Raw genomic sequence first — 13,600 nt, 5'->3', positions numbered from 1 at the left:
GGGTCGGCGGACCGAAGCCCCGGTCCGCCGACCCGCACGTGCCCTCCCCCTGTACCGCCATCCGGAGACCTCATGCCGTCACTCGAAGAGGAAGACACCCGTAAAGTCCAGACGGCGGTGTCCGGCCACGCGCACTCCGACGTTCCCGTGTTCCTCCCCACGGACGCGGACGACTACGACGAGTTCATACGCCTCCACCCGCGGCGCGCCTTCTACTGCGGCACGCTCCTCGGCGGCTGCGGCAACCGGCTGGCCCCCAAGCAGTACCGCGACAGGAAGTGCCATTTCGCCCACGTGTCCGCCGCGGAGAGGTGCCGGCGCTCCGAGCGCGACGAGGCGAGCGCGGACCACCTGTACATCGGACGCGCCCTCGCCACGTGGCTGGAAGGCCAGGGGCAGCGCGGCGCGCAGCCCGTGTACAAGTCCACGACGCACGAGGTCCGTGACGTCGTCGACGTCCTGTACGGCGGTGGAAGCCGCCTCCTGCGTGTGCAGTTGGCACGGCGTTCGAAGCGCGAGTGGGAGGAGGCGGACGCGGAACTGCGAGCCCGCCGCTCGGGACTCGACTGGTTCATGGGGCCCGACAGCCTCCTCGCCAACTGGCAGGTGGACCGGCAGGGGTACGCGCTGCGCGTCCAGTGCCGCTCCGTGGGGGCGGGCCGAGAGGTCGAGGTGGGGACACAGTTCCCGGACGGCTCCGTGGAATGGACGCGGCTCACCGAGTGCACCCTGGCGCCGGACGGACGGGTCCTGACACCGCGTCTCCTGCGTGCCGAGGACGACACACCACCGCCTCCCTCCAAAACCGAGCAGCAGGCTCCTCCGCGGGCCGTCCTCCCCATCCCTCCGGACGGCGTCACCCTCGACGACGCCACACTCGTCGGTGCCACAGAGGCAGAGCACCTCTACGAGGTATCGGTTCGCGTCACCGCACGTCTGGCCTTGCCCAGCCGGACCTCCTTCCTGGATTCCCGTGGGTCGTACCAGCCGATCGGCGCGACCCTGACCGTCGGCGACGACGGGCTCTGGCACATCGCCGCCGACTCGGTACGACCGGCAGAGGTCGAGCAGGCTCCTGACGCCCCCGTCGAGCCGCCCTCCACCGACGCCCGGTCCCACCACGGGGAAACAGTCGCCGCCCTCCGCGAGGCCCTGGAGGACACCGCCCGTGACCGCGGCATGGTGAGCCTGGCGACGCTCCGCAGACGAGTCCTCCCGCCGGAGGACGAGCCCACCGTCGGCCGCTGGCTGAACCTTCTGCTCCAGATCGAGCGCCCCCGTCTGCCGGGCAAGCCCGTGCTCTCCGCCCTGATCAAGGGACCGGACGGTGGGCCGGCGCCGTTCTTCAGGGACGTCCTGGAGCACTTGGGCTGGGAGAAGAACCTCTCGGACACCAACGTCCTGGCCATCTGGAATCGCGAAATCCGTCGCGCACACGCTGCTTACCGGGCCACGACGGGCACCCCGGCCCTCACCCCTCAAGAACCCGAACGCCGCTCGTCCTCCCGTACCAGGCCGTCCGACTCCCCTGCCCTGCGCCGCCGCGCTGCCTATGACGTGTTCATGGACCTGGCCCGGGAAGCTCGGAGAGCCAACGACTTCACGTACGTCGAGCAGCTCACCGTCGATCTGGAAGCACTCGCCGCCTCCCCCGCCGAGCAGCAGGCGGTACACGAACTCGCCGACTGGGTGACGGACCGGGCGGCGGAAGAGCTGTACCAGGACTGGGAACGGCTCGCCGCGCTCACGGACCGGCTCAACCGTGAGGGAGACGATCTGCACCTGGACCAGCTTCGCCGACTCCTCCACCACGCCGAAAAGCTGGCGCAGAGCCTCGCGCCCGAACTGGCCACCGCCGAACGCCGTGACATCGCTCGGTGGCGTGAGCATGCGGCCCGCCTCGCCGCACGCCCCACCCTCTCCGAGATCCGCCGCTGTGCGACCGCCGTGCGCCTCGCCCTGAGGTGGGCGGCACGGGAGCGCCGTACGACAACATGGAGCGAGCTGACCCAACGGACCGGCACTCCCCTCGCAGGGCTCCACCCCGACGACAAGGTCTCCGTGCTCGTCGAGGTGGACCGCGAGACCCCCGAGGACAACCCGCCGTTGTCCGCACTGATCACCGCACACGGCACGCACCGGCCGCATCCGCTCTACCGCCAGGTCCTGTTCCACCTGGACCGGCTCGCACCCGCGCCCGAGGCGCTGTACACGCACTGGCGGACGGCACTGCGCCGGCACTTCGAGGGACGGTGACGGGAGCCCACCAAACCGGCTTGCGGCTCAGGCCTGCGCAGCGAACGCCACGAAGTGCGCCCACTCCCCACGCCCGACAGCGGAGGGGCGGCGCGTCACGTCCTTGGAACCCCTTGCGTGGATGGCCTGCTCGGTGACGGCGATCTCCACGCGGTCATCGCCCTGTGCGCTGCTGTAGCCGGACTTCGACCAACCGAGTTCGGACGTGTGCATAACGCTCCTCAGATCCGCATCAGCGGGCTCATGGAGTCCTTCGGGGAAAGTTCCTGCGGGCGCAGTCGCGCACAGCGCATGTGGATGCGGCTCACCTCTTCCGGGTCAGGGATGAGGTCGAGCCGCTCCGCCGCGACTTGCGTTCCTCCCCAGCGGCGCATGAGAACAGCTTCTTCGATGACGAAGTCGAACGTTGTGCGGGGACGTTCGCGGAGCAGCTGCTGACGCTCCAAGCGCACCTGGACGGTGGCTTCCAGAACATCGTCCGAGAGAGGCGGAATCTCGTTCTCGCAGAGAGCCCGTACGTACCCTTTCGACCGCAACAGCCCAGGAACCAGCCGCCGCTCATGGGAGCACGGACTCACCGCCGCACGCTCCGGCCCCGCCCACCGCCGGAACCACGCCGCCGGCCCCGTCTCCCCCGCGTCAGAAACCGCGCCGAGTGCCGCAACGACCGTCTGGGCGCAGGTGTCCCGTCGGGCGACATGGTGTCGCGTCTCGCGCCGCCCACGGCACGGGACGCGCCGGACGGGTGCTCCGCTTGACGCCGCCGTGCGGGCCCCATGCACCGGCCCTCGGCCCACGGACGGCGGCAGGTAGGGTTCGGTCCGTGTGGGATGCCGACGACGTGCGTGAACGAGTCCGGGTGAGGTCCGAGGCCGACCCCGCATGCCGAGAGCACGGTGCGCGCAGGCACCGGTGGAGGTTGGCTCCGCCCGTGCCGGAGGCCGTCGTGGCGGGCTTCGAGCGGAAGTACCGCTGCGAACTCCCGGCCTCCTACCGCTCGTTCCTCACCACGGTGAGCGGCGGGGGCGCCGGGCCGGCCTACGGCCTGTACGAGTTCGGCAGCGAGAGGTGGCGGGCCTGGCAGGAGGACCTGGACCTGCTGTCCGTTCCCTTTCCCCACACGGGGCCCTTCCTGCCCTCACCGGAGCAGCCGGTCTGCGCCGAGCACGCTCCCGGTGAGGAGGACTTCTCGCCCTGCTGGTTCACCGGCTCGCTCGTCCTCGCCGAGATCGGTTGCGGTTCCTTCCACCGCCTGGTGGTCACCGGCCCCGCCCGCGGACAGGTCTGGACGGACGACCTCGGCCGCGGCCACGACCTGAGCCCGGGGCCGGACTTCCGGGACTGGTACGCCCAGTGGCTGAACCGCGGCCTTTGACCGCGCACCCGGCGAAAACGCCGCTCCGCCGCGACCCGAAGCGTGCGGCTTTCCCGAGCGCCACGGAAGGAACCCTGGATCTGCGGACCGTCCTCGCGGGTTTCCCGAACGCAGCCCCGCTCGGAGGTCTGGACCGGGCGTGGACATGGAGTCCGGTCCCGGTACTGCGCTTCGCGGGAGCCCTGACCGCGGACGGAGCCCGGCTGCTGCAGACCAACCAGCGGGGCGGGCACGACGAGGAGCTCGCCCGGGCCGTACTGGCCTTCGCCCGGGAACACGAGGAGGAACTCACCGGCAAGGGACGGTTCATCACCGCCGCGCCGGGCTTCTCCGCGGCCGGCTACGCGTTCGACGCCGTGGCCGCCACGGTTCCCGAGGTCCACGGCCACCACAGGGCACAGAACCCCGCCCTCACCGCGGTCACCCACATCGTCTTCCCCGCGTACGCGACGGAGATCTCCGGGCGGGAGTCCCTGGCGGAGGCGGAGGCCCGCTACCAGCGGATGCTCCGGCCCGCCGAGATCGGCCGGGAGCCGGTGCCGTTCCTGAAGATGAGCTTCCACAACCCCCGCACCGGGGTCGGCAGCACCAACCCCGGGCGGGCACTGGCGTATCCCCGGGTGCTGCGCCGGGAGATCCCTCAGCTGGAGGGCGTCCCCGGCGGGTTCGTCGAGTTCGAGAACCGGCTCGGCGAGGTCCGGCGGGTGGAGTGGGACGGCGGCTGGGTGCTCTCCGGCGGGACGGAGGAGCGGCGCGGGATGAGCCTCGGTGAACTCTTGGACCTCACCGACGAGAGCCTCCGGGTCTGAGCCCGATCCCGGTGTACGGCACGTAGGGGATCCCGCACAGCACCTCCCGGTCCGGCAGCGGAAGCGCCGCTCGCCTCGCGGCAGCAAGAGCTCAAGCCGGTTCCACAGCTCGTCCGGCCCGATCCAAGGCGCTGTCCCCACCCCGGACCGAACGGTCAACTCCCGCGCCGGACAGGATCATCGGTGCCGAACCACCCATTTGTGCCAGCCGTCGTCAGGCGTCGAACAGACCCAACGACACGTCCCTCACGCCCGTGATGCCCTGCGGGCCCCCGGACCAGTCCGACGGGTCGTAGTCGAAGCTCACGTACGCGGGGCCGCCCCCGTGCCCGCAGGCCACGGGCGCGAAGCTCCAGTCGTCTCCCGCGACGGTTTCCCAGGTCATGTACCAGGCCACGCACTCCCCGTCCACCCAGCCGCTCGGCTTCAGGTCCTCCAGCCATCCGGTCACGTGCGCCCGGCCGTTCTCGATACAGATGCTGATCTCGCCACGGCCGAAGCTCTTCGTCGCGCTGTCGGTGATGCAGGTGGGCGCGGCAGTCCCGGCGGGCGCGGCAGAGGCCGTCGGCGCCACCGCGAGGCACGCCGCCGCCGCCGAGAGTGCCGCTAACGCCTTCACGCGAGTCAATCGCTTCATGGTCGTTTCCCTTCCTGACAGCCTGGGACAAGAATCGGGTCATGCGCACACCAGCGGTTTTCAGGAACCGTTCCGCATGAGCAGCGCCTGGCAGCGCTGAAGGAGCGAACATCCCCAGCGGACACAGCCCACGCCGTCCGACCGCCTTCGTGGTCACCGGCATCAGTCGGGCGGAGCCAGCGCAGCGTAACTCGCGGCCGGAATGCCGGCCAACAGCCGTCCAACTGCTCCCCTCGGGTTTTGGCCACGGCTCTGCAGCCACACCGGCGGTGCCGCCCGCTCCAGGCCGGCCGGGAGGATCTGGCGGAACCGACAACGGGAGACAGGACCGGCCGCGCCGGACAGCGTTCGCTCCCTCGCGGCGCAGAGCGGACACGAGCCGGTCGAAGCGGCGCGGGCCCAGCCCGGTGAACGGGCCTGTCCAGGACGGCTGTGAGACCGTGGTCACCAGCCGCACCATGGTCATCGCACTCGGGGTGGCCGGACCTGGTTCACCGTCAAGGCTCCGGGATGAAGGCGGCGTCGACACCCATCGCGGCCACACCCCCACGCACGGAACGGCCGAAGTGCATGATCTCCGACACGAGGACGTCCCAGCCGACGGGCGTGGTCCAGAAGTCCGGTGTGAGGGTCGAGCCGATCCGCCGGCCCCGACCGGAGTTCACGATGCGGATCATCCCCTCCTCCGCCTGCATCGAATCCAGCGCGAAGCCCTCATGGCCGGCATTCGGACTCCGGAGCCAGAGCGCCAGGTGGTACGCCGGCTCGGCGACGGGGAACTGCTCCTCGGACCACACCGTCCACCCCTGGTCCCAGATGGACAGCTCTGCCTCGATGTCGAGGAGCAACACAGCCAGGGGAGCCTCCTGCGGGGCGAGACCCCGTCGCGGCAGGTCCGGCAGTCCAAGGTTTCGGCAGACGAACCGCACTGCCCGGCCTCCACGAGATCTGCGACCCACTGCACGTCCGGGCCACCCGGACACGGAAACCCACCAAGGCGCGTCAGGTCTCCTTCCGGCGCCCCATGAGCGGGACATCCGTGAGCCGTCGTGAGCCGGCAGGCGCGGGCTGCCGGCGGTTCCGGGGAGGTCGCACCACGGGCGCGGTTCCTTGTACGCCTTGGCCTGGCCGTAGGAGAGGTCGGCCCCCGTATCCGCCGCTGTGCCCCGACGGTGAGACTCACGACCGCGGCGGCCGGCACGTGGAGGAACCGCCGGCGCGCACGGCGTCTGACGGGTGAGGGGCCGGCAGGAAACGCCCCGGTACCGAAAGCGGTGCGGGTGTCGACGCCGGCCTTTCCCGCAGTGCGGTCGAGGGACCGTGTGCGGGCGAGGGACCGTGTGCGGGCGAGGGGCGGGAAGACGGCGGTGCCCGTCGGCCCGTACACGGCGGCCGTCCGCCCGGCGGCCTCCGCCGCGCTCGGGCGCCGTCCGGGCTTCTTGTGCAGGGCTTCGCGCACGAGGGGGAGCAGGGCGTCGGGCACGCCCCTGAGCGAGGGATCGGCGCCAGAGGGCCCGGTGGGCGGGATCGGCGACGACGTCCTGGTGCATGTCCGGCACGGTCGTTCACTCTTGACGGCCCACATCGGCGGCCATACACAAGCCCACGAGATGTTCTGTGTTGACATCGCCAACGCGTCCGCGTCATGCTTCAGTTCACAATCGTGCAGCCGGCCCGGCCGCGCCCGTGCGCCTGGACCGCCGTGCGTCCGCCTCCGCTCACCGCCCCGGGGAGAGACCGTGAATCCGCAGAACCGCCCGCAGGGTCCGTCCGACATACGACCGCTGCGCAAGCGCAAGAGACTGTGGGCCGCCGGCGCCGCCCTGTTCGCCCTGGGGGCGATCGGTGGCACCCAGTCCGCGCAGGACGAGGTGGACGCCGCCCAGGCGCTGGCCGCCAAGCCCGTCCCGACCGTCACCACCACGGCCACGGTGACGGCCACCGCGACCGTCACCGCGGAGCCGGAACCCGCCCCCACGGTCACCAAGACCAAGAAGGTCACCACACCCGGCCCGACCGTCACCGTCACCAGGACCGCCCGGGCCGCCACCGGATCCGGTACCAGCAGCAGCGCCGGCGGCAACAGCGACAGCGGCTCCGGGACCTGCTCCATCACCTCCAACGCGGGCAACTGCTACCAGGCGGGGCAGTACTGCCGGAACGGTGACCACGGAGCCACGACGACGACCGCGGGCGGCGCGCGGATCACCTGCAGGTACAACTCGAACGCCTGGCGCTGGTCCTACTCCTGACGGGTGGCACGGCCAGGCCGTACCCCTGGCTCAGGCCGGCGCCGGTTCCCAGCGGTAGGCGTCGGCGGTCTCGTCGTACGGGCGCAGCAGCGGCTCCAGTTCGCCGCGCACCAGGTCCGCGTCACCCGGCGGCAGGGTCAGCGACGCCCGCCGCATGCGGACGCTCCACGTCGCCGGGTCCGGAAAGACCGACAGCCGCGGCACCAGGTCGCGCAGCACAAGCCCGTCGCGGAAGGGGGCCAGGCCGGACACCTTCAGGCGGCAGCCCTCCATGAAGGAGCGGTCGCCGAAGACGACCGGTTCGTCCAGGGCCCGTACGGGGGTGGCGACCGAGGCCCGGGCGATCACACGGCCCAGGTCGCGGGTCGGGTTCCGGAAGCAGCCGCGCGTCGTGTAGAGGAAGACCTCGTCGCCCTCCTCCAGCGTCCGCGCCGCCCTGGCCCGTCCGGCCGGGAACGCCATCCGCTGCCCGGTCACCACCCAGCCCAGGGCGGCCCGGTCTCCGATGATCAGCAGGTGCGCGGACGACATGCCGCTCACCTTACCGAGGCCCGGTCCCTTGATCATCGTCCTACCGGCCGGAGCCGCGCACGCGTCGGCAGCACCGGAAGCGCCTCCGGCTTCGCCGTCTGCACCTGCACGAGCCCCCGCTCGTCCCGGCCCGAGCCGACTCGCTCCGCCTGTCCGGCATGATGGCCCCATGCATGGTGGGGTGGATGTGTGGGCGGCGGCCGCCGCCTTCGACCGGGGCGCGGTGACCGAGGACGAGGCACAGGCCGACGCGGAGCGCGCACGGGTTCTCGCCCAGTTCCCTCTGAAGGACTGGTCGATGCTTCCTCTGGAGCGCTATGCCCTCGGGGTGGACGCGCCCGGCGCACACACACCGGGGATGGGCTACTGCCGGCTGATGGAGTTCGGGACCTCACACCTCGGCAGCATCAGGGGAGGCAGCGCCGCCAAGCACATCATGTACCGCCACAACTCCGGTGAGTGGCGGATGGCGGCTCCCCTGCGAGGCAGGGAACCGCAGGATGCGTGGGCACGCCTGCGGGCGCAGTTCCTCCAGGCCTTCGACGCGGTGGACCGCCAGGAGTTCGACTTGTTGGACGAACTCGAGCTGCTGCGTTTCGGACCGGCCCTCGTGACGAAGTCCCTGGCCGCCTACTTCCCCGATCACTTCCTGCCCGTCTACTCGGCCGAGCACCTGCGGCATTTCCTCATCCTGCTGGGCGGTACGGCAGAGGCGGACTCCCCCGCTTGGCGCAGCAACCGCCGACTGCTCGAACTGGTGCGCTCGCGGCCGGAGTTCGGCGGATGGAGCGGACAGCAGGTGATGCGTTTCCTGTACCGGCACCATGATCCTCGGGCCACTGGATCAAAGCGGCGCACCATCTGGAAGATCGCCCCCGGCGAGCGGGGAAACCGCTGGGCCGAGTGCCGCGAGGGGAAGTTCATCTGCGTGGGCTGGGACGCGCTGGGGGATCTGGGCCAGTACCAGAACGACACCGAGCTCAAGGCAGCACTCGACCGGCACTGGCCCGGGAGGAACGGCGGCAGTCTGACGCTCGCCCGGCGGCTACTGGCCTTCCGGGACCTGGAGACCGGCGACCGGATCGTCGCCAACCGGGGAACGGACGAGGTCCTCGCCACGGGCACGGTCATCGACAGCTACCGGTTCGTCCCCGATCGCCCCGAGTTCCAGCACGTCGTGCCGGTGGAGTGGGACACCTCCCACGCGCAGAGGCTGGGCAGGCCCCAGCACGGCTGGCGGTCCACGTTCGCCAAGGTCGATCCGGCTCTGTTCGCCAAGTTCACCACGTCCCGGGCCGGCGCGCCCGTCGACCCGGGCGAAGCGCAACGGGGTGATCCCGCGGGCGCGTTGCCCGACGACGTGCAGGCCGTCCTGGACGCGCTGGAACGCAAGGGACAAGTGATCCTGCACGGCCCACCCGGAACGGGCAAGACGCGGCTCGCACTCGGCGCGGCCCTCGCCCTGACCGGCCGCGCCGACGCCCTCGGTGCCGAGCCGGGCGAACGCGCCGAGGCTCAGGCCGAGTTGCTGCGCGGTGACCGTGTTCGCCTCGTCACCTTCCATCCGTCGTACGGCTACGAGGACTTCGTCGAGGGTTTCAAACCGGACCTGGACGCCACCGGCCCCGGGCTCACCCTCGCCCTCAAGGACGGTCTGTTCCACGACCTGTGCCGCCGAGCCTCCGCTCGCCCCGATCAACCGTTCCTCCTGGTCATCGACGAGATCAACCGCGGAGACCTGCCCCGTGTCCTCGGCGAGCTGATCACCCTCCTCGAACTCGACAAGCGGGGTCTGCCGGTCACCCTGCCCGTCAGCGGGCGCAGCTTTCACGTGCCGCCCAACGTCAGGGTCATCGGCACGATGAACACCGCCGACCGCAGCGTCAGCCACCTCGACGCGGCGATCCGTCGCCGCTTCGCCTTCCTGCCGGTGGACCCCGATCCGGATGCCGTGTCGGGAACGATCGGCCCTCTCGACCTGGCGGCCTTCTTCGAGGCCCTCAACACCCGGATCGCCCGGCACCTCGACACCGACCACCAGATCGGGCACGCCTACCTGCTGCGCGACGGTGAGCCGATCGCCACGGAGGACGACCTGGCGGCCGCCTTCCACCACGAGGTCGTCCCCCTGCTGGAGGACTACTGTCTGGGGCGGACCGACCTGCTGGGTCTCATCCTGGGCAGCCTGGTCGATGCCGACACCGGGCGTCTCCTGCAGATGCCCCCGCAGGACCTCGCCGATGCGCTGACAGCCGAGTTCACCGGCGGCGACTCCGGCACCGATGCCTGACCGCCCGGTCGTCCGGCTCGCCGAGTACCAGAGCGTTCCGTTGGGCAGGGACCGGCTCACCCCACGGGACGTGGACCGGTTGCACGCGCTGCAGGCCCACGGCTGCGTGACCCTCGGCGCGGACCACTCCGGTTGGCGGCTCAGGGCCGAGGCGACCGTCGGGGTCCTGGTGCTCGACCGCCTACGACTGGTCATCGAGCCGAAGTTCGCCGTTCCGGGTGAGCGGTTGCTGAGTTGGCTCGGCTACGCCCTGGACGCGCCCCACCCGCTGCGGTCGCCCACCCGGCGCTGGGCCACCCGTCCGGACGGTTACGCCGAGCTCGTCGCGACGGCACTGCTGGAGCAGTGCGAGCACCTCCTGCACGACGGTCTGCGGCGCGACTACGTCCGTCGCGAGACCGTCGAACCGGTACTCCGCGGACGTCTCGACGTGGCAGTACAGGCCACGCGCCGTTACGGGCAACTGGACCGGCTGCACATCCGCGCGTTCGACCGGGAGACCGACGTCTGGGACAACCGCGTCCTGGGAACCGCGCTGCGAGCCGCGCTACGGCTGACGAGCCATCCCGGGCTCGCCCGCGACCTGCACGACGCCGCCGAGGCCTTTCCCGCGGCCGCCTCCCCCGCCGCGGCGCTCCACGCCCTGGACCGCATCCGCTACACCAGGCTCAACGCGCGCTACCGCGCCGCCCACACCTGGGCCCGCCTCATCCTGCGCGGCGGTGGCGTGAGCGATCTCCTCACCGACCGGGGCACCGCTGCCGACGGTCTGCTCCTGCGCATGCCCGCTCTCTGGGAAGCCGTCGTCCGGCGTCTCGTCGCCGAGGTCGCCGCCCGGCACGGCGGCCGAGTCCTTCCCGGAAACGGCGGTGCCGGCATCACCGTCCGCGGGGACCTGGGCAGCCCTTCCGCCTTCCGGCCCGACGTACTGTGCGAACTCCCCGGCCGGAACGGTTCCGCCCGCTCGCTGCTGCCCGTGGACGCCAAGTACAAGCGCTATGACCGCCACGGCGTCAGCGCCGCGGACGTCCACCAACTGCTCACCTACGGAGCCGGCTACAACTCCCGCACCAAGGCGAGCGCCGTCATCGCGCATCCGCAGCCCGGTGGCCGTGCCCATCGCCGACTGGACGTCACCTCCCCGCAGGGCATGCTGGCTACGCTCCACGTCATCGGCATCGACACCGACGCACACCCCGAACAGGCGGTCGCGTGGTTCGGGGACACGCTCCTCTGAACCGACCAGCACCAGCAGGCGCATCCTGGTGTTTCTCCCCCTCCTCCTGTCGACGCGCGTAATCGATCGCCCTATCGAACACTCCTTCACGTACACACATTTTCGAATCAATCCGTTTCGACTCACTCGTTGACCATGCTCACAAGCGAGAGGCATCATCTGGAAGCAAACAAGATGTCCCTTGTTCTCAGGCACACCTCATCTCGCGCTCCCGTGAAAGGGCAGTCGTGACCGAACAGCTGCAGACCTCCGCCGACTCGCCGACCTCCGTGCGGGCGCTTCTCCTCGACCGACCCGAGGGTTCGGAGCTCACAGCCGAGGTGCGGTCCCTGCTGCGCGAGCTGCTGCCGGAGCGGCGAGGGGCGGGCGGGTCCGGAGCGGTTACGGCCCATCACCGCGGCCGGCCGACGGGGCGCCGGTCCGCGGACCGCTCCCGAACCGCCGCCCGGCCCCGGCGCGGGCCGCACCCGTCCGCAGGAGGTCCCCGATCCCCTGACGGCGCTCGGCGCCGCGGAGAACTGAGCCGTCACCCCGTACAGCCCGCACGTCTCCGGACAGGAGGATCCCGTCTTGGGCACCCGCCGATACCGCATGGTCGTCACCAGCGGACTGGACTACGTCACGACCGGCGCGCAGGTCGACGACCGGCTGCGCCAATGGCTCAAGGAACCTCCGAAGAGCTACGACGCCGACGCCTTCGCCGAGGGCCGCAATGAGATAGCCCGCGGCGTCACCCTCGACCACGACTCCGCCACCGGCGCTTCGGGGGCGTACGGCCGCTGGCGACTGCGCGAGACGCTGCCCGGCGGAACCTGGCAGACCACACTGGTGATCCGCCAGGCCGGAGACGGCCCGACCAGGGTCCAGCTGGACGTGGAACACCTGCCGGACGCCCCCGAAGCCGTGCCCGTGCCGGCCAGGACGCCCCGGCTCGCGCGCAGCCTCCTCGAGGTCCTCGACGCACGCGACGGCCTCGCCGACGTCACGGCCGAGCCCCAGGTGGTCGAGGCGGAGGACGTCGACGCCGTCATAGACGAGCTGTGCGACGAGACACGGCGCCTGCCGGTCGTCGTGGCCAGCACGCCGCACGGAGCCGACTTCGACGCTTGGCTGGAGGACACCGTGGACCCGCTGGTCAGGCCCCTGGCCGGTCTGGCGATCCTCTATGTGCTCACCCCCGAGGCGGAAACCCGCTTCAACCGTGCGCTGGAGTACCACCGGGTCTATGGCGGCGGTGTACGCACTTACCTCCCGGGAGTCGACCCGGCCTGGCCCGCCGACGGGCAACGACACCGCGTGATGTCCCGCAGGCTGATCACCGACCGTCCGCCGCAGGCCCGCAGGATCATCGCCCAACTGCCCCAGCGGCTGGCCGCCCGTGCTCCCCTGCCCCCCGAGCTCGACTCCGTGCCGGTCATGCGGACCCACACACCGGGTGATTCCGCCGCGCCCGAACTGGAGCGGCTGCGCGTCGAGAACGAGGCCCTCCACGAGATCCTGGAGGAGGCGGGGCGGGAACAGCGCGTACGGGCCGACGAGATCCGCGACCTCAAGCACGAGCTGCGCAAGGCCGAGGACAATGAGACCCTGCTGATCGCCGAGTACGACGAGCAGTACCGTGAACTGCACTCTGTACGAGCCCAGTTGCAGACACTACGCAAACAGATGGTGGAACTGGGCGCCGCCGCGGCCGCATACACCCCGCTCACCACTCCGCAGGACGGCCCGGAGTCCTTCGAGGAACTCCTGCACCGCCTCGACTCACTGCCCCGCCTGCATTTCACCGGCTCCCGGAAGGTGACGCTCGACCTTGACGCGCAGGCGTACGGCTCGTCCTGGGTCCGCATGACCTGGGACGCGCTGCTGGCGCTCGGGGACTTCGCCCGGGCGGCAGCCGCCGGGCAGGCCGACCGGGACTTCAAGCAGTGGTGCGTCGACGTCCCGGGCGGGGTCCGCACGATCTCACCCCGGAAAATCGTGCGGGACGAGTCCAAGTCGGTGAAGAGCAACTCGAGCTGGCGCCGGCAGCGCACGTTCCCCGTGCCGGAGCACGTCGATCCGGCACGAAAGGTGTTCATGGGCGCGCATGTACGCGTCGGCGGCGGCAACACGATCGCACCGAGGCTGCACTACTTCGACGGGGCCCGTGCCGCGTACGGCATCTACATCGGGTACATCGGGCCCCATCTGTCCAACACGATGACGTGACGGAC

At 70.9% G+C, this 13,600-nt stretch carries 13 protein-coding genes and 2 pseudogenes; 8 read left to right on the top strand and 7 right to left on the bottom strand.

The window, feature by feature from the left end:
* Positions 1-72 precede the first annotated feature (72 nt).
* Positions 73-2,256, top strand: coding sequence for a hypothetical protein (locus tag ABTY20_RS07110; RefSeq protein WP_351995950.1), 2,184 nt, complete (start codon positions 73-75; stop codon positions 2,254-2,256).
* Positions 2,257-2,283: 27 nt separating this feature from the next.
* On the opposite strand, the gene ABTY20_RS07105 is transcribed toward ABTY20_RS07110, so the two are convergent.
* Positions 2,284-2,469, bottom strand: a complete 186-nt coding sequence (locus tag ABTY20_RS07105) for a DUF397 domain-containing protein (protein ID WP_351995949.1) — start codon at positions 2,467-2,469, stop codon at positions 2,284-2,286.
* Positions 2,470-2,477: 8 nt separating this feature from the next.
* Positions 2,478-3,140 (bottom strand): Scr1 family TA system antitoxin-like transcriptional regulator, encoded by a 663-nt coding sequence (locus tag ABTY20_RS07100; protein WP_351995948.1) that lies wholly within the window; start codon positions 3,138-3,140, stop codon positions 2,478-2,480.
* A gap of 47 nt (positions 3,141-3,187) precedes the next feature.
* Between ABTY20_RS07100 and ABTY20_RS07095 the strand changes: the two genes are divergently transcribed.
* Complete coding sequence (locus tag ABTY20_RS07095) at positions 3,188-3,631, top strand: SMI1/KNR4 family protein (RefSeq protein WP_351995947.1); 444 nt, start codon at positions 3,188-3,190, stop codon at positions 3,629-3,631.
* Positions 3,628-4,440, top strand: a complete 813-nt coding sequence (locus tag ABTY20_RS07090; RefSeq protein WP_351995946.1) for a hypothetical protein — start codon at positions 3,628-3,630, stop codon at positions 4,438-4,440. The genes ABTY20_RS07095 and ABTY20_RS07090 overlap by 4 nt, the downstream gene beginning before the upstream one ends.
* 4 nt (positions 4,441-4,444) lie before the next feature.
* On the opposite strand, the pseudogene ABTY20_RS07085 reads toward ABTY20_RS07090, so the two are convergent.
* Positions 4,445-4,599, bottom strand: a pseudogene (locus tag ABTY20_RS07085) (IS5/IS1182 family transposase); the annotation flags it as partial.
* 55 nt (positions 4,600-4,654) lie between these two features.
* The gene (locus tag ABTY20_RS07080; RefSeq protein WP_351995982.1) at positions 4,655-4,891 is read right to left on the bottom strand and encodes a hypothetical protein; all 237 of its coding nucleotides are present in this window, start codon (positions 4,889-4,891) and stop codon (positions 4,655-4,657) included.
* A 25-nt stretch (positions 4,892-4,916) separates the two neighbouring features.
* On the opposite strand from ABTY20_RS07080, the gene ABTY20_RS07075 reads away from it, so the two are divergent.
* Positions 4,917-5,177 carry a hypothetical protein gene (locus ABTY20_RS07075; protein ID WP_351995981.1) on the top strand — a complete coding sequence of 87 codons (261 nt, stop codon included), beginning with the start codon at positions 4,917-4,919 and terminating at the stop codon, positions 5,175-5,177.
* A gap of 228 nt (positions 5,178-5,405) precedes the next feature.
* Here the strand turns inward: ABTY20_RS07075 and ABTY20_RS07070 are convergent.
* Both ABTY20_RS07070 and ABTY20_RS07065 read right to left on the bottom strand, forming a co-directional pair.
* A pseudogene (locus ABTY20_RS07070) lies at positions 5,406-5,537 on the bottom strand (IS5/IS1182 family transposase); the annotation flags it as partial.
* A 37-nt stretch (positions 5,538-5,574) separates the two neighbouring features.
* Positions 5,575-5,928, bottom strand: coding sequence for a DUF7878 domain-containing protein (locus ABTY20_RS07065; RefSeq protein WP_351995945.1), 354 nt, complete (start codon positions 5,926-5,928; stop codon positions 5,575-5,577).
* A gap of 888 nt (positions 5,929-6,816) precedes the next feature.
* Between ABTY20_RS07065 and ABTY20_RS07060 the strand changes: the two genes are divergently transcribed.
* A complete protein-coding gene (locus tag ABTY20_RS07060) occupies positions 6,817-7,329 on the top strand; it encodes a hypothetical protein (RefSeq protein WP_351995944.1) in 513 nt (170 codons plus the stop codon).
* Between the two features lie 30 nt (positions 7,330-7,359).
* Here the strand turns inward: ABTY20_RS07060 and ABTY20_RS07055 are convergent, their stop codons facing one another.
* Positions 7,360-7,860, bottom strand: coding sequence for a hypothetical protein (locus ABTY20_RS07055; RefSeq protein ID WP_351995943.1), 501 nt, complete (start codon positions 7,858-7,860; stop codon positions 7,360-7,362).
* Between the two features lie 169 nt (positions 7,861-8,029).
* Between ABTY20_RS07055 and ABTY20_RS07050 the strand changes: the two genes are divergently transcribed.
* From ABTY20_RS07050 to ABTY20_RS07040, 3 genes are all read left to right on the top strand, one after another.
* Positions 8,030-10,150 (top strand): McrB family protein, encoded by a 2,121-nt coding sequence (locus ABTY20_RS07050; protein WP_351995942.1) that lies wholly within the window; start codon positions 8,030-8,032, stop codon positions 10,148-10,150.
* Positions 10,143-11,387, top strand: a complete 1,245-nt coding sequence (locus ABTY20_RS07045) for an McrC family protein (RefSeq protein ID WP_351995941.1) — start codon at positions 10,143-10,145, stop codon at positions 11,385-11,387. The genes ABTY20_RS07050 and ABTY20_RS07045 overlap by 8 nt, the downstream gene beginning before the upstream one ends.
* A gap of 570 nt (positions 11,388-11,957) precedes the next feature.
* Positions 11,958-13,595, top strand: coding sequence for a hypothetical protein (locus ABTY20_RS07040; protein WP_351995940.1), 1,638 nt, complete (start codon positions 11,958-11,960; stop codon positions 13,593-13,595).
* Positions 13,596-13,600: the final 5 nt, after the last annotated feature.

This window comes from Streptomyces sp. NPDC126497 (assembly GCF_040302425.1).
Classification (GTDB): domain Bacteria; phylum Actinomycetota; class Actinomycetes; order Streptomycetales; family Streptomycetaceae; genus Streptomyces.
Note: the sequence above shows the minus strand (reverse complement) of the source record. Positions and strands in the feature narration are given on the sequence as shown.